General features: G+C 60.7%; 12 protein-coding genes, 1 tRNA gene and 1 pseudogene. 11 read left to right on the top strand and 3 right to left on the bottom strand.

Features of this window, described 5'->3' with window-relative positions:
- Positions 1–109: 109 nt before the first annotated feature.
- The 9 genes and pseudogenes from cysS (at position 110) to SJQ66_RS21915 (ending at position 9,354) form a co-directional block, all read left to right on the top strand.
- Positions 110–1,585 (top strand): cysteine--tRNA ligase, encoded by a 1,476-nt coding sequence (gene cysS / locus SJQ66_RS21875; protein WP_024902410.1) that lies wholly within the window; start codon positions 110–112, stop codon positions 1,583–1,585.
- 53 nt (positions 1,586–1,638) lie between these two features.
- Positions 1,639–2,250, top strand: a pseudogene (locus SJQ66_RS21880) (DNA-3-methyladenine glycosylase family protein); the annotation flags it as partial.
- Positions 2,251–2,326: 76 nt separating this feature from the next.
- Complete coding sequence (locus SJQ66_RS21885; protein ID WP_024902412.1) at positions 2,327–3,295, top strand: acetyl-CoA carboxylase carboxyltransferase subunit alpha; 969 nt, start codon at positions 2,327–2,329, stop codon at positions 3,293–3,295.
- Positions 3,264–4,883, top strand: coding sequence for a tRNA lysidine(34) synthetase TilS (gene tilS / locus SJQ66_RS21890; protein ID WP_081764802.1), 1,620 nt, complete (start codon positions 3,264–3,266; stop codon positions 4,881–4,883). Before SJQ66_RS21885 ends, tilS begins: the two co-directional genes overlap by 32 nt.
- A 150-nt stretch (positions 4,884–5,033) precedes the next feature.
- Complete coding sequence (locus tag SJQ66_RS21895) at positions 5,034–6,293, top strand: aspartate kinase (RefSeq protein ID WP_320534540.1); 1,260 nt, start codon at positions 5,034–5,036, stop codon at positions 6,291–6,293.
- Between the two features lie 143 nt (positions 6,294–6,436).
- Positions 6,437–6,529: transfer RNA gene (locus SJQ66_RS21900), tRNA-Ser, on the top strand.
- 442 nt (positions 6,530–6,971) lie between these two features.
- A complete protein-coding gene (gene cuyB / locus SJQ66_RS21905) occupies positions 6,972–7,706 on the top strand; it encodes a cysteate racemase (RefSeq protein ID WP_036008152.1) in 735 nt (244 codons plus the stop codon).
- 164 nt (positions 7,707–7,870) lie between these two features.
- Positions 7,871–8,422, top strand: a complete 552-nt coding sequence (locus SJQ66_RS21910) for a glutathione peroxidase (protein ID WP_024902416.1) — start codon at positions 7,871–7,873, stop codon at positions 8,420–8,422.
- A gap of 32 nt (positions 8,423–8,454) precedes the next feature.
- A complete protein-coding gene (locus tag SJQ66_RS21915) occupies positions 8,455–9,354 on the top strand; it encodes a LysR family transcriptional regulator (protein ID WP_320534541.1) in 900 nt (299 codons plus the stop codon).
- A gap of 20 nt (positions 9,355–9,374) precedes the next feature.
- Here SJQ66_RS21915 and SJQ66_RS21920 read toward each other — a convergent pair whose 3' ends face one another.
- Positions 9,375–10,643 (bottom strand): porin, encoded by a 1,269-nt coding sequence (locus SJQ66_RS21920; protein WP_320534542.1) that lies wholly within the window; start codon positions 10,641–10,643, stop codon positions 9,375–9,377.
- A 481-nt stretch (positions 10,644–11,124) separates the two neighbouring features.
- On the opposite strand from SJQ66_RS21920, the gene uvrA reads away from it, so the two are divergent.
- Positions 11,125–17,172 (top strand): excinuclease ABC subunit UvrA, encoded by a 6,048-nt coding sequence (gene uvrA, locus SJQ66_RS21925; RefSeq protein WP_320535360.1) that lies wholly within the window; start codon positions 11,125–11,127, stop codon positions 17,170–17,172.
- 23 nt (positions 17,173–17,195) lie between these two features.
- Here the strand turns inward: uvrA and SJQ66_RS21930 are convergent, their stop codons facing one another.
- Both SJQ66_RS21930 and SJQ66_RS21935 read right to left on the bottom strand, forming a co-directional pair.
- Positions 17,196–18,206, bottom strand: coding sequence for an MOSC domain-containing protein (locus tag SJQ66_RS21930; RefSeq protein ID WP_253465313.1), 1,011 nt, complete (start codon positions 18,204–18,206; stop codon positions 17,196–17,198).
- 197 nt (positions 18,207–18,403) lie between these two features.
- On the bottom strand, positions 18,404–18,790 hold the full coding sequence (locus SJQ66_RS21935) for a hypothetical protein (RefSeq protein ID WP_024902421.1): 387 nt from the start codon (positions 18,788–18,790) through the stop codon (positions 18,404–18,406).
- A gap of 398 nt (positions 18,791–19,188) precedes the next feature.
- On the opposite strand from SJQ66_RS21935, the gene SJQ66_RS21940 reads away from it, so the two are divergent.
- Positions 19,189–19,350, top strand: a complete 162-nt coding sequence (locus SJQ66_RS21940) for a DUF1328 family protein (protein WP_024902422.1) — start codon at positions 19,189–19,191, stop codon at positions 19,348–19,350.
- Positions 19,351–19,425 lie beyond the last annotated feature (75 nt).

Genomic DNA, 19,425 nt, shown 5'->3' on the forward strand with positions numbered 1-19,425 from the left:
GGTGGGGAGCCAATGCTATACTTCCCAGCTCTGGCAAAACGTCGGGCCGTTCCGGGGAACCGCCCGACGTTTTGCGCTTCAGGCTTTGACCCCGGCTCCCGCATCGTCTATGGATTCGCTTCGCATCTACAATACGCTCGCGCGCGACAAACAAACTTTCGTGCCAATGAAGCCGGGCGAAGTAAAGATGTACGTGTGCGGCATGACCGTCTACGACTATTGTCACGTGGGGCACGCCCGTGTCATGGTGGTATTTGACCTGGTGCAACGCTGGTTGCGCGCACTCGGCTACCAGGTTACTTACGTTCGCAACATCACCGATATCGACGACAAGATCATTCGCCGTGCGGTTGAGAACGGCGAGACCATTGCCGCACTGACCGACCGTTTCATCCGTTACATGCACGAGGATGCCGCCGCGCTGGGGGTGGCACGCCCGGATATCGAGCCGCGTGCGACGGCGTTCGTGCCGCAGATGCTAGGCATGATCGAGGCGCTCGAACGGCACGGCTATGCGTATCAGGCCGTTGACGGCGACGTCAATTATGCGGTGCGCAAGTTTGGCGGTTATGGCCGTCTGTCGGGAAAGTCGCTGGAAGATTTGCGTGCCGGTGAGCGCGTGGCATCGAACGACGCCAAACAGGACCCGCTCGACTTCGTGCTGTGGAAGCGCTCGAAGGACGACGAACCGGCTGATACGCGATGGCCGTCGCGCTGGGGCGAAGGGCGGCCAGGCTGGCATATCGAATGCTCGGCCATGAGTTGCGCGCTGTTGGGGGAGCAGTTCGATATCCACGGCGGCGGCCAGGATCTGCAGTTCCCGCATCATGAAAATGAGATCGCGCAAAGTGAAGGGGCAAATGGCAAGCCGTTCGTGAATGTCTGGATGCATAACGGCCATGTGCAGATAGACAACGAGAAAATGTCGAAGTCGTTGAATAATTTTTTCACGATCCGCGATGTACTCTCTCGCTTTGATGCCGAAGTCGTACGCTTCTTCATCGCGCGCGCGCATTATCGCAGTCCGCTGAATTACAGTGACGCGCATCTGAACGATGCCCGGCAAGGCCTGACGCGGCTATATACCGCGCTGCGCGATACCGATGACGTGCGGGACGGCGTCAGCGCGCAACCGGTTGGCGACGCGACAACGGGTGCTGCCGCACTGGACTGGTCGACGCCGTACGCGGCGCGTTTTCGCGCGGCAATGAACGACGACTTCAATACGCCGATGGCGATCTCGGTCTTATTTGAGATGGCCGCCGAATTGAACCGAACCAAATCCGCAGCGTTGGCGGATGCCTTACGTGCGCTGGCGGGCATTCTCGGTTTGCTGGTCCGCACGCCGCGTGCCTTTTTGCAGGCGGCACAGCCCGCGGGTGCGGGCGATGGCGGCGGTGCCGAGGAAAAAGCCATCGATGGCGCGCTGGACGTGCCTGCCATCGAGGCGCGGATCGCCGCGCGCAAGGCAGCCAAGCAAGCGAAGGATTTTGCCCAGGCGGATGCGATTCGTCAGGCCTTGCTCGAAGCGGGAGTGGCATTGGAAGATCGTCCCGGTGGGATCACCGACTGGCGGCGCATGTGACGCAGCGTAGGCAGACCCTGCTGCCGGGCGAATTGTCGGAAGCGTTCGCCAGCCCCGACTATTGGGAGCGCGCGTGCGTGGACCTCGTCAAACGCGACCGGATCATGAAGAAGCTGATTCCGCGCAGTGCACCCGTGCATCTGCGCGTACGAGGTGATGCGTTTACCACGCTGGCACGCTCGATTGTTGGTCAGCAGATTTCAGTGAAAGCCGCGCAGGCGATCTGGCAACGTTTGCTGGACGCCTGTCCGGCGATGTCGGCGGCGGAAGTTGGCGCGCTAGACGCCGCGCGTCTGGCGCAATGTGGTTTGTCGCGACGCAAGGTGGAATACATGACGGACCTGGCGCTGCGGTTTTCCGATGGTTCGCTGCATCCGGACCGATGGAACGATATGGAAGACGAGGCGGTCATCGCCGAGTTGACGCAAATCCGGGGCATCGGACGGTGGACGGCTGAAATGTTTCTTATTTTTAATTTGTTGCGTCCCGATGTACTCCCGTTAGACGATTTGGGCCTGATCAAGGCGATCAGCGTCAATTACTTCAGCGGTGAACCGGTGACGCGCAGCGAGGCGCGTGAAGTTGCGGCCAATTGGGCGCCGTGGCGGACTGTCGCGACATGGTATATGTGGCGAAGTATCGAGCCGGTGCCGGTGACGTACTGACGCAACCATTTGAGGCGGGTTGCCGTGCGAGCGCGTGTAGAATACGCGTCTGTCGGAATACGAGGATTCCTATTACATGAAAACGACATTTCTGGATTTCGAGTCGCCGATCGCCGAGCTCGAAGCGAAGATCGAGGAACTTCGCTTCGTCCAGGACGATTCGGCCGTCGATATTTCGGAAGAGATCGAACGGCTGTCGCGCAAGAGCCAGCAGTTGACCAAGGACATCTATGCGAATTTGTCGCCTTGGCAAGTATCGCAAATCGCGCGGCATCCGCAACGTCCATACACGCTGGATTACGTCAACGACCTATTCACCGATTTTCATGAGTTGCATGGTGACCGGGCCTTCGCGGACGATCTGTCGATCGTTGGTGGTCTTGCACGGTTCAATGGTCAGCCTTGCATGGTGATCGGTCAGCAGAAGGGGCGTGACACGAAGGAGCGTGCGCTGCGCAATTTCGGTATGTCACGTCCCGAAGGCTATCGTAAGGCGGAGCGTCTGATGCGTCTTGCGGAGAAGTTTGGTCTGCCGCTGTTCACGTTCATCGATACGCCTGGCGCCTATCCAGGGATTGGCGCCGAGGAGCGCGGTCAGTCGGAAGCGATTGGACGCAATCTGTACGTGATGGCCGAACTGAAGGTGCCGATTATCGCGACGATCATTGGCGAAGGAGGCTCTGGTGGCGCATTGGCGATTGCGGTGGGCGACGTCGTCCAGATGTTGCAATTCTCGACCTATTCGGTGATTTCGCCGGAAGGTTGCGCCTCGATTCTGTGGAAGAGCGCGGCAAAGGCGCCTGAGGCCGCCGAGGCGCTGGGTCTGACGGCGAATCGCCTCAAGGCGCTTGGCTTGATCGACAAGATCGTCAATGAACCATTGGGTGGCGCGCAGCGTGATCCGAAGGGCATGGCCGTGCTGTTGCGCCGCGCGTTGAACGACGCATTGCGTCAATTCCAGGGCATGAGTACGAAGGAATTGCGTGAACGCCGGATGGGACGGTTGATGGCCTATGGCAAGTTCAAGGAAAACCGTTCCAACTGACGTCGATTGCACGCTGTCCGTGTGGGCAGCGGTGCGCGATGCGCTTTCTGCCACGTTGCCTGACCTTGCGGATGAATCCGAAGCGTGTGCGGACGCTGTCGCACCAACGCTTTCTGGTGCCGTGCATCCGCGTGTCGGTATCGCCTTCAGTGGTGGCCTCGACTCCAGTGTCTTGCTCGATGCCAGTGTGCAGGTCTTGGGCGCATCGCGTTGCGTCGCGTTCCACGTTCATCACGGTTTGCAGGCGGTCGCCGATGATTGGGTCGCGCATTGCGCCGCAGCTTGTGCCACTTTAGGCGTGGCTTTTATCGCGTTGCGCGTGGCGGTGCCGTCCGACGGCGGCGAGGGCATCGAGGCTGCAGCCCGTCAAGCGCGTTATCGCGCGTTGCGCGCGGCGGCGGCGGCCAACGATATCGACACGATGTTGCTCGGTCACCATGCCGACGACCAGGCAGAAACGGTGTTGTTGCAACTGCTGCGAGGGGCCGGGTTGCCTGGTTTGGCCGCGATGCCAATGATGCGTGACGATGTCCCGACAAGCATCGACAAGCCCCTGGCTGCGCTGCGGTGGTATCGCCCCTTGCTTTGCGTGACTCGTGAAACGCTGGCGGCTTATGCATCGCGGCGTGGCGTGCGGTGGGTCGATGACGCGTCGAACGACGATAACCGATTTACACGTAATGCGTTGCGGCATGATGTCATGCCTGTCATCGCCGCGCATTTCCCCGCGTACCGAACAACATTGGCGCGCGTGGCGCGACATGCCGCCGCGTCGCAGCAATTAATGACCGTGTTGGCCGAGGACGACTGGGCGCAATGCCGCCTCCCAGATGACGACGGGCTCTCGCTCAGCGCGTTGCGCACGATGTCGCTGCCGCGGATCGAAAATCTGCTCCGGCATTGGACGCGGTGCCAAGGTTTGCCGGCACCCTCCGCCGCACGGCTCGCCGAAATGGTGGCGCAGACCGTGGGAAAGGGCGTCGTGCCGGGGCAAAGGGCGTGCATCGCGCACGCTGGCCATTGCTTGCAGATCTATCGCGGCAGGGTTCATTGGGTGGCAATGCGGCCCAATGCGCCCCGGGTGTTGCGTGCGGATTCGCCGGGTAAGATCGTCATGGACGGCTTGCGCTACGCGGGGGAGTCGCGATGGTCGCCACCGGGCTGGCCCGGTTGCTTTTATTTTTCCCGCGAAGGGACGGGCGACGTATCTCATCCCAACGGTCTCGCCCGTGTGGGCAGTGCCGCGAGCACTGATGCGTCGGCCGACGAGGACATGACCAAGGCGATCGCTTCGGATCCCGTCGCCCGCGTGGCGTGGGTGGTGCCGTTGGCTGCCTTGATGGGGCGGCACCTGGCGGCACGACCGCGCATGGGCGGCGAGCGAATGCGGCTTGGCGCCCGTCGGCCACAAAGGACGTTGAAACAGCTTTATCAGGGGGCCGGCGTGCCGGTGTGGCAGCGCGACGCGCCACTGCTTTACGTGGATGGGCAACTCTGTTTTGTCCCTTATGTGGGTGGCTATCTGCCGGAAGTCGTGGAACTTGATGGTCCGACGGTCACAGTCTGGTGGGCCGACACGGCCGACTGAGTGATCGATCGGGGTGTTCCCGCCGATTCCGCTTGTTTTTCATTGATTCATCCTGTACTTTTTTATTTTTTCGGAATTGCCGTTCCGTCATTCTTACCGGCGACCATGTCGTCGTCCGGTTCAGCCAAGCGCGAAAGACTTCACAACACAATGTCTCTGATTGTTCATAAGTACGGCGGCACGTCGATGGGCTCTATCGAGCGCATCAAAAACGTCGCGAAGCGGGTGGCGAAGTGGCATCGTGCCGGTCACAAAATGGTGGTCGTGCCGTCGGCGATGTCCGGCGAAACGAACCGCCTGTTGAAACTCGCCCATGAAATATCGGCGCAACCGGACCCGCGCGAACTGGACGCCATTGCTGCCACGGGCGAGCAGGTGAGCGTCGGTCTGCTGGCGCTCGCATTGCAGGCCGAGGGGTTGCAGGCGGTCAGCTATGCCGGATGGCAAGTACCGGTGCGCACGGATAGCGCCTTCAGCAAAGCGCGTATCGAAAGTATTGACGGCACAAAGGTGCGGGCCGATCTCGATGCCGGCATGGTGGTGGTCATCACCGGGTTCCAAGGGGTTGATCCAAACGGCAATGTCGCGACCCTGGGGCGAGGTGGCTCGGATACGTCCGCGGTGGCGATTGCGGCGGCGTTGGAAGCTGCGGAATGCCTTATCTATACGGACGTCGACGGTGTATACACGACGGACCCTCGGGTAGTGGATGAGGCACGCCGGCTCGATCGGGTGACCTTCGAGGAAATGCTGGAAATGGCGAGCCTCGGCTCGAAGGTGCTGCAGATCCGATCGGTCGAGTTCGCGGGTAAATACCGCGTCAAGACCCGTGTGTTGTCGAGTCTGACCGATCCGATGATTGCGCTCGAAACGGAAATGCATTCGGGCACCCTGATTACCTTTGAAGAAGACGAGACCATGGAAAAAGCGGTTATTTCGGGCATTGCCTTCCAGCGTGACGAAGCGCGGATCGCGGTGATCGGTGTGCCTGACCGGCCGGGCATTGCCTATCAGATCCTGGGCCCGGTGGCCGACGCGAACATCGAAGTCGACATGATCATCCAGAATCAGAGCGTGGAAGGAAAGACCGATTTCACATTCACGGTTCCGCGTGGCGACTATGTGCGCGCACTGGAAATCTTGAATGCGCAGGTCAAGGACCATGTCGCGGCGGGCAGGATCCTGGGTGAGCCGAAGGTGTCGAAGGTCTCGGTGGTCGGTGTGGGCATGCGCTCGCATGTGGGCGTGGCCAGCATGATGTTCCGCACATTGTCCGAAGAGGGCATCAATATCCAGATGATCTCGACGTCGGAAATCAAGATCTCGGTTCTGATTGATGAAAAATACATGGAATTGGCGGTGCGTGCATTGCACAAGGCGTTTGAGCTGGATTTGCCGGTCAACGGTTGAGGGGCCGTGACGAGATAGGGCGTGTGAATACAAAACAGTCATATTTTTCTCAAACTATTTGACCTTTTTGCATTCAAAGGCTATTATCTCGCTTCGCTTGAAGATTGCCCGGTAGCACGCAGCAACAAGTGAATGGATGTACCGGAGACGTGGCCGAGAGGTCGAAGGCACTCCCCTGCTAAGGGAGCATGCGGCCAAAAACTGCATCAAGGGTTCGAATCCCTTCGTCTCCGCCAGAATACGCTGCCAGGGCTTGCCGTGGCGGTTCGGAATAGATCCTGAAACAGGAAATCGTTTCGAGAATAAGGGGCTTCGGCCCCTTTTTTGTTTTTGCCATCATGGTTTGGTATGCTGATTATTTAATCACGTGTTAAACCTTGTTGTCGTCAGTCCCATCATCGTGAAAAGCATCTATGTTTTAAGATAATGTTGATTAAATAATACAGTTATCCTTAATAAATATAGGTGGTGTCGTCGAGGCAAATCTGCGCGGCATGGATAGCGGCAACTCAAAACCTTGTCATACTCGATCCGGCACATGAAATAGCGCCGATATGCGATGTCGCTTCGTTTCTGTCGTGGTGGAGGTTGCGCGACAACCGATTGAAGCGTGTTGTCTACTGAAATAGGTGACGTCGGCGTAAAATCAGCGTTTTCAAGATAAGCGCCCGGGGAACCATGGCACACAAAGCGAAGCCGTTGATCGGCGTATTAGGCGGCATGGGGCCATTGGCGACGGTCGATTTCATGCAGCGGGTCATCGACTTGACGCCGGCGACGTGCGATCAAGATCATCTGGCGCTGCTGGTGGCTAATCTGCCTGGCACGCCGGATCGCTCCGCGGCGATCATCGATGGTGGGCCGAGTCCGCTGCCGGCGCTGCTTGAAGGGATTGACCTGCTGAATCGGAATGCCGCCGCCCTGATCGTCGTACCGTGTAATTCGGCACATCACTGGATTAGCGAGATGCGTGCGCACAGCGCCGCGCCGATGTTGCACATCGCCGAGGCGTGCGTCGCGGAAGTACCCGCCGACGCACGGCAGGTCGCTGTCCTTGCAACCGGTGGCACGATGATGTCGGGTTTTTATCAGCATTCGCTGCGCGAGCGCGGCATCACGCCGATCGAGCCTAACCAGGCGGTCCAGCAGCATGTCAGCGACTGCATCCGGGAGGTGAAGGCGGGGAATATCCCGGCTTCGGCCGAAGCCCTTTCGCCTGCAATCCGTATGCTCGCGGAGCAGGGCGCCCAGGCGGTCATCATGGGGTGTACCGAGATACCTTTGGCAGCGCGCCCGTTGTCGAGCTTCGCGGCAAGGCTTGGCGTGCCACTTATCGATAGCACGCTTGCCCTGGCCCGAGCGACGGTTGCCTTCGCGCACGACCGGGGCTGGCTGCTTGCGCCGGCTGCCTAGTCCCGGCGGCGGCAGCGACGTTTTCGAATCCGCAGTAGTATGTCCTTCTTCGCGGCCGCTGCCGTGGGACGTCGCATTTTGCGGGCAGGCACGCCCGGCGGCGCTCCCGCATGCTGTGAAAGCGCACGCCCGCGACCTATGTCCCCCTTGGAGAACGACCCGAAATGAGCGCATCCGTCTATGGCATCCCGGTCAAATCGATTGACGGCAACACCCAGACGCTGGACCAGTACAAGGGCAAAGTCCTGTTGATCGTCAACGTGGCCTCCAAGTGCGGTTTGACGCCGCAGTATGAGGCGCTGGAAAAGCTCTACGAAACGCGCCGCGCGGAGGGCCTTGAGATTCTGGGCTTCCCGGCGAACAACTTCAAGGGGCAGGAGCCCGGCACCGACGAAGAAATCAAGTCGTTTTGCAGCTTGACGTACGACGTGCAATTCCCGCTGTTTTCGAAGATTTCGGTGGTGGGCGATGACCAGCATCCGTTATACGAAACGCTGACACATGCCGTGCCGCATGCGACCGGCGACGGTCCGTTCCGCGAGCGCCTGGCGAGCCGGGGCAATACGCCGAATGCCGTACCGGATGTGTTGTGGAACTTCGAAAAGTTTTTGGTTGCCGCCGATGGATCGGTGGTCGGCCGTTTCGCGCCCGACGTGACCGCGGATGATCCGACGTTGCTGGCGGCACTCGATGCCGAGTTGAAGAAGGTCGCCTGAGGCAACGGCGGAGAACGCTATCGGACGCCGACGTGGACCGCACGTTGCAAATGTCGGTATTCATTGCCGTGGTGGATGCCGGCAGTTTCATTGGCGCCGTCGACGGCTTGCGGATATCGAAGGCCGCCGTATCACGGCATGTTGACGCGTTGGAACAGCGGCTCGGCGTGCGGCTGTTGCAGCGGACCACGCGCCGGCTGTCCCTGACCGACGACGGCCGAACGTTTTATCAACGCGCGAAGGAAGTCCTGGCGGCGCTCGATGATGCGGAGGCGGCGCTGACGTCACGCTCGGCCGAGCCGGGCGGGGTTATCCGGGTCAACGTTCCGCTGACGTTCGGCATCGACCATCTCGCGCCGCTGTGGCCGCGTTTTCTCGAAGCGCATCCGAAAGTCGATCTCGACATCACATTGAATGATCGCGTAGTCGATCTTGTCGATGAAGGCTATGATCTCGCGGTGCGCATTGGTGCAATGCCGGACTCGACGCTGGTCAGTCGCCATCTCGCCGATACCAGGATGATTCTCTGCGCGACGCCTGCTTATCTATCTCGATATGGTTGCCCGCAACAGCCACTTGAGCTGGCCGAGCATCGTGTGCTGGCTTATACAAACGGCGGCAGTCGGGATGAATGGACCTTTACCGATGCACACGCGCATGCTCGCGGGGTGCGCATCCGCCCGCGCGTATATTCCAATAACGGCGACACTTGCCGAGCGATAGCGCTCGGCGGCGTTGGCATCATGCTGCAGCCTCGCTTCATGTTGGACGCGGATTTGCGCGCCGGTCGCCTTGTAGAGATCCTGCCCGGCTTCCGCGCGGGTACGCTCGGCATCTATGCGGTCTACCCGACGCGCAAGCAATTACCGCTGAAGGTACGACGTCTGGTGGACTTCCTGGCGATGTCTTTCCAGCATGTGACCTGGGATTAAGCGCGTCGCACGCCATGGCCTCAGAATTTGTGACGCAGACCGATGTGCGTGGTCCATTGGCCGCTGCCGCCCGATAGGCCGCCAGCACAGTTCAGGTTTGCTCGATCGAAGCTGGCATGGCCCGTGCGCTCCCCTGCGGCACGCTGGTAGGCGGCAGCCAGATAGATGTCGGTGCGTTTTGATAATGCATAGTCAGCTACTCCGCCGATCTGATGCCAGTGCGGGCGCTTTATCGTGCCGCCATGGTCCTGCGCACGGGCCCGCGTATGGATATACACCACGCCGGTAGTCAGCGCGACGGTCGTCCTGTATTTCAGATGCAGTTCAATATTGTCCAGGCGCAGTTGATGCGCTGAGACGGGAGGCAGTAGGCCACCGCCCGGAAAGTGGGTGGGTGCTTGCACGCGGGTATGGCTGTAACTGGTGCCGAATCCAATATCGCCCAATAGATAGGTGAAGCCCACGCCCCATGTCTGCTGTTTCTCAGCGGTAAAACTGCCTTTGTCGACTGCTGCACCCCTGCTGTTCCCGCTGTTCGGGTTGTTCAGCTGGACATAGGCACCGGCGAGCGACAACGGGCCGTTTGCGTAGTGTGCGCCGGCGCTGAACGCGCTGTTGTCACGGCTTTCGTTGGTGTTGCTGAACGAATAGGTGCCAACCGTCTTCAAGCCGCCCCGCGTGGCGGTGAACTTGAGGGTGTTGTCGATCCGGTATGACAGTCCGGCGTTGTCATTGCCGTAGAGGCGGCCATTGACCCCGGTTGCCCAACTGCCGCCTGCGGTCAATGGAGACAGAGTGTCGATGGAGGCATCGTACTGGCGGCCAAAGGTCATCGCGCCGTGCTCATCGCTGCCCAGGCCGACGAAAGCCTGTCTTCCGAACAAAGCGCCCCCTTGCATCGAGCGACCCGTATTCCCATCGAAGCCCGCCTCCATCACGCCGAATGCGGAAAGCCCGTTGCCCAAAGGCTCATTGATCTTCAAGCCCCAGCGGCTGCCAGAGAACGTGCCGGTGCCTGAACGTGTCACGTGCTTGCCGGCCTGGTCATTGGTAAAGGACAAGCTCTGGTCCAGGATGCCATACAGGGTCGCACTGGCGGCGCTGCCTTGCGCGAGCACGATATCGGAGGCAAGGCAGAGCCAGGGCAGGACCAGAAGATGGCGAGCCCATGATCCTACCCCATTACTGCAGGGGTAATTGGTAGGTGAAGCGGGATAGCGCGGCGTGCACAGTTTCGTCTTCTGTCCAGCGCCTGTCGAGGCGCCTGTGGAAAGGAAAGATACATTCACTCAGTATTCCTATATTCGTTGAACAGCATCATGGAACACCAGCGTGGCGCAGTGTTTGCCGCGCCAGAAAGCACATGGGCGAGGAAACAGGCATCGCGACGCTGACCTGCAGGGGTGTGGCCGGCGACGATTGGCGGTCAAAATGAAAAATATCAGTCACGTCTTCGTGCTGGACACGAGGGCGTCGCCGGGCGCGCCAATTGCTCGCGCATGAGACCTGATACTCGACATAGGATACTGTATGGGTGTACAGTATTCACTGCGCCCGGTACGGGTGTCACGGGCGCGGACAAGGCAGCCCGTGTATGCTGTCAGCGGATCCGCGGCGCATGGCGCCCGGGTTTTTCGCCATTTGCTTCCACACTGCTCTGGATCGTCTTCCGTGTCTTCGAACGAAGTTTCCCGCCGTGCCCGCCGCCCATCGTCCCAACGCGCCGACGCCTCCGGTCAATCCGTTTCGCCTTCTACCGGGCGTCAACCCATTCAGATTCGAGGGGCCCGCCAGCACAATCTGAAGAACCTCGATGTGGACCTGCACCCGGGGCAGATGACGGTTGTGACGGGCCCTTCGGGATCAGGCAAGTCGAGCCTGGTGTTCGATACGCTGTATGCGGAAGGTCAGCGACGCTACGTCGAGACGTTCAGTGCCTATGCGCGGCAATTCCTCGACCGCATGGATCGCCCGCAGGTGGACCGTGTCGACGGCGTCCCACCGGCGATCGCCATCGATCAGACCAATCCGGTAAGGAGTTCGCGCTCCACGGTTGGCACGATGACCGAGTTGAACGATCACCTGAAATTGTTTTTTGCCCGTGCGGCCACGCTGTTCGATCGCAAGACGGCGGAGGAAGTGGCGCACGATACGCCGGAGACGATTTATTCGGAATTGCTGACGCGCACACGTGACGGCGATCCGCGGATTGCATTGACGTTCCCCGTGCAACTACCGGACAGTGTCACCGATGATGAGGTGGCGCAGTGGTTGTCCGCCAGCGGCTACACGCGAATCCAGGCGCGGCGCCGTGTACAGACCGATACAGGGCCCCGGCAGTTGCTCGATGTGGTGGCGGATCGCTTCCGGGTTCAGGGGGCCGAGCGCGCTCGTGTCATGGAAGCGATTGAAGCCGGCTTGATGCGCGGCGGCGGCAGGCTGGACGTCTATCTGCTGGACGCACCCGCAGAAGGTGGAACCACCAGTGATGTCGGGACGGCGTCGTCAGCGGCGGGGATCGTGCCGGCGAAGGACGAATTCGAGTCGGCCCCGCATTGGCGCTTCTCTACCGGGCTGCATTGTCCGCAAAGTGATATCCGCTACGCGGAGCCGCAGCCCGCGCTATTTTCTTTCAACTCGGCCTACGGCGCGTGCGAGGCTTGCCGTGGCTTTGGACGGGTGATCGGTATCGATCTCGGCCTGGTGATTCCCGACGGACGTAAGTCACTGCGCGAGGGTGCCGTAAAAACGCTGCAAACCCCGGCGTGGAAAGAGGGACAGGACGACCTGATCAAGTATGCGAAGGCCGAGGGCATTCGCGTCGACGTGCCGTGGGCGGACCTCAAGCAATCGGAGCGGGACTGGGTCGTGGAGGGCTCGCCGTTGTGGAAGGGGAAATGGAACGCGCAGTGGTACGGTGTGCGGCGCTTCTTCGACTACCTGGAGTCGAAGGCATACAAGATGCATATCCGGGTGTTGCTGTCGAAGTATCGCAGCTACACCACCTGTCCGACATGTGCCGGGGCGCGCTTGAAAACCGAGTCCCTGTTGTGGCGTCTGGGCACGAAGGCCCAGGCTGACGCCGTACTGGCACCGGAAAATCGGTTCATGCCGAACGGGGTCGAGTGGACGCCTGCGCAACTCACGGCGCTACCCGGGTTGACGCTGCATGATCTGATGCTGATGCCGATCGATCGGATCCGGCGGTTTTTCGACACGCTGACACTGCCGTCGGTTTTGCTCGATGATGCGTTGAAGTTGTTGCATGACGAGGTGCGCACGCGCCTGCGTTACCTCAGCGATGTCGGCATCGGTTATCTGACGTTGGACCGGCAAAGCCGTACCCTGTCCGGCGGTGAAGTGCAACGGATCAATCTGACGACGGCGCTGGGTACATCGTTGGTTAATACGTTGTTCGTTCTCGACGAGCCGAGTATCGGATTGCATCCCCGCGACCTCGGCCGTATTGTCGAGGCGATGCACCGGTTGCGGGATGCCGGCAACACGCTGGTCGTCGTCGAGCACGATCCGCTGGTGATGCTGGCGGCCGATCGGCTTATCGATATGGGGCCCGGGCCAGGCGAGCGCGGCGGCGAGATTGTCTTCGACGGGCCGCCGGGCACGATCGACGCGGTGTCGACGCAAGACGAGACCCTGACATCCGCCTATCTGTCCGGACGGCGTCAAGTGGCGGAATCGGCGCAATGGGTGCGTCGTCCGGTCGAAGCGGATACGCCACGGCTGGTGCTCGAAGGAGCGTCTGAACACAATCTGCGCGATGTCACTGTATCTATCCCGTTGCGTCGTCTCGTCTGTGTGACCGGTGTGTCCGGCTCTGGTAAATCGACGTTGATCCAGGACGTGCTGGCACCGGCCCTGGCCCGCCATTTCGGCAAGGCAACCGAGACGCCAGGCGCGTTCCGCGCGTTGCTCGGGGCGGATCAGCTCAGTGATGTCACATTCGTCGATCAGTCACCGATAGGTCGTACCGCCCGCTCGAATCCGGCGAGTTACGTCGGGGCTTTCGACGAAATCCGCAAGCTGTTCGCCAAGGCGCCGCTCGCGCTCCAACGGGCCTATGGCGCTGGGATGTTCAGCTTCAATTCGGGTGATGGGCGCTGCCCGACATGTGGCGGCTCAGGCTTCGAACACGTCGAGATGCAGTTCCTTAGCGATGTGTACCTGCGTTGCCCTGATTGCGACGGTCGGCGGTATCGCGACGAGATTCTCGAAGTGAAGATCGAGCGAACCGATGTCGCAGGCACCGTGCGCGCGCTCAGCATCGCGGACGTACTGGACCTGACGGTCAATGAGGCAGTGGGGTGTTTCGCCCATGACACCGCGGTGCTGCGGGTATTGCAGCCGATCGTCGACGTTGGCCTTGATTACGTGAAGCTGGGCCAACCCGTGCCGACGCTATCGGGTGGTGAGGCACAGCGTTTGAAGCTGGCCGGTTTCCTCGCGGAAGCCGAGACCACGGACCAGCCGCACCGGTTGTTTATGTTCGACGAGCCTACGACCGGGCTGCATTTCGACGATATCGCGAAGTTGATGCGGGCGATGCGTCGCTTGCTCGAACGTGGCCACTCGCTGCTGGTCATCGAGCACAATCTCGACGTGATCCAGTCGGCCGACTGGATCATCGATCTGGGGCCTGAAGGCGGGGATGCAGGTGGCCTGGTGGTATGTGAGGGCACGCCGGATGGGGTCAGTGCAGTGGCCGCGTCCCATACCGGCCGTGCGCTACGCGAATACGCGGAGGCGTTGACGACGTCTACCGTGGCGCAGGCGGCGCGCGCGGCGACGATGGTCGCCGCGGGGACGCTCGATGCGAGCGGAAATCCGGTAGCCGGCGGCGAGGATGGGACAGCGGCCGCCGAGGGGGGGCGTCCGTTGCAACACGCCGCGGCGGTGGTGGCGGCCCGCAAGGCCCTGCAGGGCGAGAACGTCGTGCGTATCGTCAACGCGCGTGAGCACAACCTGAAGGGTCTCGATGTCGATATTCCGCATGGCAAGTTCAACGTCATTACCGGTGTGTCCGGTTCCGGTAAATCGACGCTGGCGTTCGACATCCTATTCCACGAAGGGCAGCGCCGTTACCTCGAATCGTTGAATGCCTACGCCCGCTCGATCGTGCAGCCCGCGGGGCGTCCGGAAGTCGATGCCGTTTATGGCATTCCGCCGACGGTCGCGATCGAGCAGCGCCTGTCGCGCGGGGGCCGCAAGAGCACGGTGGCAACGACGTCGGAAGTCTGGCATTTTCTGCGGTTGCTGTATGTTAAGCTTGGCATCCAGCATTGCATCCACGACGGTACCCCGGTTACGGCGCAAAGCCCCGAGTCGATCCTGGCGCAGATCGTTCGTGACTTCAAGGGCATGCATGTCGGATTGTTGGCTCCGCTTGTCGTCAATCGCAAGGGCGTCTATACCGACTTGGCGAAGTGGGCAAAGGCGCGTGGCTACACCCATCTGCGCGTGGATAAGGAGTTCGTGCCTGTGGAGCCCTGGCCCAAGCTGGATCGGTTCAAGGAGCACACCATCGAGCTGCCAGTCGGCGATCTCGTCGTGACCCCGGACGATGAGTCGACGTTGCGCGCGATGCTGACACAGGCACTGGAACTGGGGAAGGGCATCATGCATCTGCTGGCCCCGCTCGACGGCCTCGCCGAGGCGTTGTCAAAGGGAAAGCGTACGCGTCAGGTGGGTGAGTCACGGGTGTTTTCGACAAAGCGAGCCTGCGCGGTGTGTGGCACCAGCTATCCGGAACTGGATCCACGGATGTTTTCGTATAACAGCAAACACGGCTGGTGTACCGCCTGCGTGGGGACCGGCGTCACGCTGACGCGCGAGCAGCGAGCGGCGTATGACGACACGCTGTTCGCCGATGACCAACGCGGCCGGGAGCAGGGTATTGCGCAGGCGCAAGCGGAGCCGGAGGATGTTGTGGACGAACCGTGTGAGCACTGTGAGGGAACACGGCTCAATCCGGTGGCGCGAGCGGTTGTATTCGGTGGCCAACCCATTACGCAAGTGGGTCGCTGGACCGTTGCCGATACGCGTGCCTGGATCGGGTCGTTGCGGCTGCGTGGCCGCGATGCGGATATCGGCCGTGACGTGATCAGTGAAATCGACAGTCGCCTTCGTTTCCTGGAGGAGGTAGGTCTTGGCTATCTAAGCCTTGATCGTGCCGCGCCCACGCTGTCCGGCGGCGAGGCGCAGCGCATTCGTCTGGCGGCGCAGTTAGGCAGCAATTTGCAGGGCGTGTGCTATGTGCTCGATGAACCGACGATCGGTCTACATCCGCGCGACAACCAGATCCTGCTCAATGCGTTGAAGCAGTTGAACGAAAAGGGCAATACGCTGGTGGTGGTCGAGCATGACGAGGACACGATTCGACGTGCCGACCACATTATCGATATCGGCCCCGGCGCGGGGAAGCGTGGCGGCACCGTGGTTGCGCAAGGCACGGTTGACGATCTGGCCCGGACGCCGAGTTCACTGACGGGTCAGTTTCTGGCCAATCCGATTCCACATCCGCTCCGAGACAGGCGCCAGGTCAGTCCGGTGGTTACGGGCTCACGGTCCGCCGTGAACGGCCAAGCCGTGCCGCCGGATTGGTTGACGATCGAGGGCGCGTCGTTGCATAACCTCCGTGATGTCAGCGTGTCCTTGCCATTGTCACGATTGGTGGCCATCACCGGGGTCAGCGGCTCCGGAAAATCGACATTGGCACGGGATGTCCTGATGACCAATATGCTCGACGTGATTGGACGGTCGGTCCTGTCGTCTCCCGCCGAACGTCGTGCGCGCAAGCAGGCCGAGGCGTCGGGCGCCGGCGGTGCGAAGGGTGTTGCACGCAAGGCCCGGGCAACCCCCGGTGGCGCCGGCACCGGAAGGGATGCGTCGCAGGCGGCTGCCGTCGAGGCGCGCGCGGCCGCGGCGAGTCATCTCGCGCACACATGGCACGGCTGTCGGAACATCACCGGATGGGGCAGTATCGATCGGGTGCTGGAAGTGGATCAGACGCCCATCGGAAAAACACCACGCTCCTGTCCCGCCACGTACATCGGCATGTGGGACACGATCCGCCGTTTGTTCGCCGATACACTGGAAGCAAGGGCACGCGGCTATACGCCGTCACGCTTTTCGTTCAACACCGGTGACGGTCGTTGCCCCGCCTGCGAGGGGCAGGGCGTGCGAACGATCGCCATGAGTTTCTTGCCGGATGTGAAGGTACCGTGCGACGTGTGTCACGGTCAGCGTTTCAATGCGGAGACACTGACGGTGACCTGGCGTGGCAAGCATATTGGCGAGGTGCTGACGATGGAAATCGACGAAGCCGTCGATTTCTTCTCATCGATGCCGAGCATTGCGCATCCGCTGCAGTTGTTGGTGGATGTGGGGCTGGGCTACCTGACATTGGGACAACCTTCACCGACCTTGTCAGGTGGCGAGGCACAGCGCATCAAGCTCGTGACGGAGTTGAGCAAGGTGCGTGACGATATCGGCCGCCGTGGGCAGAAGGCGCCGCATACCTTATATGTGCTGGATGAGCCCACGGTCGGACTGCATATGGCGGACGTGGCGCGGTTGATACATGTACTGCACCGACTGGTCGACGGCGGCCACAGCGTGATCGTGATCGAGCATGATCTCGATGTGATAGCGGAAAGTGACTGGATTGTCGATCTCGGACCGGAGGGCGGCAGCCAGGGTGGCCAGATCGTCGCATCGACCGATCCGGTGTCACTGACCCGTGAGCGTCGCAGTCATACGGGCGCTGCATTGAAACCGGTCCTGGCACGCGGCGCCCGTTAAATCCGCTGTCGCTTCGACATGCGTCAATTGCCGAAGTCGACAGAGGCGTCGGCATCCATGCCGCAGTGCAACCGACGGCCGACACCAGATATGACGATAGCGTTGACACCGAACGTCACGCCATCGACACGGCTATTCATCCGGTACGTCGTCAAGGTGTCGAGGGGCTCGTACGGCCAGGCGTCGTTGGCCCGGCCCGTTGTTTGATCGAATGTCGGAATGGGGCAGCGGGCGCAGGGTTTCACCAGTTGAATCTCGATGGGCTCCTGTCCCGGTGCCTGCTCCAACGCCGACGCGAACGTCAGCGTACTCACATGGTCTTCTTCGTAGGCATCCATGTCGGTCAAGACCACGTTGGGACGGAAGCGGTCCATTGGTATGGCCGGCGCGCCTTTGCGCATCATTTTCTGATTCAAATCATCCAGGGACGCCTGGTTCGTCAATAGCAGCGGGAAACCATCGGCGAAATGCGTTGGCGCTTCCACACCTGCGGTCCAGCGCGCGCTGGCGAGGCGTGTCACCGTGGGATCGAATCGTACAAGACGAACGGGGCAAGCGAGTAACGCGGAGAACCATTGTGCCGCGTCATCCCCCGCATCCAGTGCCTGGAACGTATCGCGCCATACCTGTACCGCCACGGACGCCGCTGGTGGTCCTGCTACGAGATCAACCGTATTTGATGTGGTAACCGTAAAGGGCAACCGTAATGGCGTTGAGCATACCGAGAGGATGCGCGCCGCCTTATCGCCAGCGGCGCTTTCCGGGTAGCCGGATATTGGCGCCGTGAGGCTGGCGCGCAGCGCATCCGCATCGAGATGCACTTCACAGCACTTGTCGATCAGACGGGGTATGACGCAAGCCAGGGCAGGATGCGTGCGTTGCGAAATGAAGGTACCGATGAAGGGGCCGCCGGCATGGACGACCATCCAATCCCGATCGTGCGCTAGACCGTGAGCCAGCAGCTGCGCCGTGTCGAGGCGGATACCGCGACACGATTTGATCGGGTAAATATGCAGAGAAGCGACGCGGGGCATCTTTGAACAGGTGTCGGGGCGGCCGGGGGCGCCGCATTTCGACGTCAGTGTAACAAGATGCCGTCGGGAGGCGTGAAAAAGCGCTGTAACCCTGAGAGTCACAGCGCTGGTCATGCTGAACCGGGAACGGTTTACCTACCTGGTATGTAACTGTCCGGCGAGGAAACCACCGCCGGTGCGCCGCTCTCGCACCGGGCTTATTGACCTGCCGGTTGCGTTGGTTGGCCGGCGGCTTTACGCTCCGCGTTTTGGAGGCTTGCCGGGTACTTCGGATCGTTTTGCGACGGGTTATAGCCGTTCTTTTCCAACGATTTCAGTTCAGCATTCTTTTGTTCGCGATGTACCTTGCGCGAGGCCTTGCGGGCAGCCTTGCGTTCTGCGTGGGTGCCGCTGGCGTGTGTACCGGGTGCGGAGTTCACGGCACTCGGCGAGGTGTAGGGCGATGCGTTGGTCGGCCCGTTCGTGCCCTGGGCATCCGCGGCAGAGGCCACCGAAACGGTCCCGACCAGCGTGGCGGCGCATGCCAAGGCACCCAGTGTACGGACAGCCCTGGATGCGGAGATGTGGCGAATCGATTGCGACATGGTAACGCTCCTTGTTCTTTATTGGTGGAGGTCTGACGAACTGTCATTGAGCAAACGGTGTGCCAGACGTTGAGACCCTATGTGAAAGAAGCAGAAAGCCTGTTGCAATAACTGTCACGCGTTACTGACGTATCGCTTGATGACCGCTGCCGTGATCCAACCCAGACATGCCAAGACGTGGATTGGAGGCATTGCAATTCGCGCCGCGTCTTTTATAAGAGAACAGGTATTCCTTACCGGCCTGACCGAGGTCAGCGCGTTTCGGCCGCGCCAATCGGATGCAGCAAACGCGATAGCCACATCGGTATCACGGGCTGGACGCATCTTTCCTGGACATTCAATAGCGCAAGGCACGCTTATTGCTGATGATCAGTCAAACATCAAAGAGGAGAAGTGCAATGCTGCGTTATGCCGTCATATTCTTTATCATCGCGATCATCGCGGCAGTATTTGGTTTCGGTGGTATTGCCGCGGGCGCGGCTGAAATCGCGAAGATTCTGTTCTATATCTTCGTTGTGATCTTCCTGGTGACGCTGGTGATGGGGCTGTTCAACCGATAGCGCGCTCTCGGCAGTAAATCGATTTTTCCAGGCGAGAGGCACAGCGCCTCATTGAAAAAATGCTGGGTGACAGGT

Origin of the sequence: Robbsia andropogonis, from assembly GCF_034047095.1 — a bacterium.
Taxonomy (GTDB): domain Bacteria; phylum Pseudomonadota; class Gammaproteobacteria; order Burkholderiales; family Burkholderiaceae; genus Robbsia; species Robbsia andropogonis.

Coding starts and splice junctions, on each gene's coding strand:
- SJQ66_RS21910 (WP_024902416.1), top strand. CDS start 7,871: ATGAGCGCATCCGTCTATGGCATCCCGGTCAAATCGATTGACGGCAAC.
- SJQ66_RS21935 (WP_024902421.1), bottom strand. CDS start 18,790: ATGTCGCAATCGATTCGCCACATCTCCGCATCCAGGGCTGTCCGTACA.
- SJQ66_RS21885 (WP_024902412.1), top strand. CDS start 2,327: ATGAAAACGACATTTCTGGATTTCGAGTCGCCGATCGCCGAGCTCGAA.
- tilS (WP_081764802.1), top strand. CDS start 3,264: ATGGCAAGTTCAAGGAAAACCGTTCCAACTGACGTCGATTGCACGCTG.
- SJQ66_RS21940 (WP_024902422.1), top strand. CDS start 19,189: ATGCTGCGTTATGCCGTCATATTCTTTATCATCGCGATCATCGCGGCA.
- SJQ66_RS21930 (WP_253465313.1), bottom strand. CDS start 18,206: ATGCCCCGCGTCGCTTCTCTGCATATTTACCCGATCAAATCGTGTCGC.
- cysS (WP_024902410.1), top strand. CDS start 110: ATGGATTCGCTTCGCATCTACAATACGCTCGCGCGCGACAAACAAACT.
- cuyB (WP_036008152.1), top strand. CDS start 6,972: ATGGCACACAAAGCGAAGCCGTTGATCGGCGTATTAGGCGGCATGGGG.
- SJQ66_RS21895 (WP_320534540.1), top strand. CDS start 5,034: ATGTCTCTGATTGTTCATAAGTACGGCGGCACGTCGATGGGCTCTATC.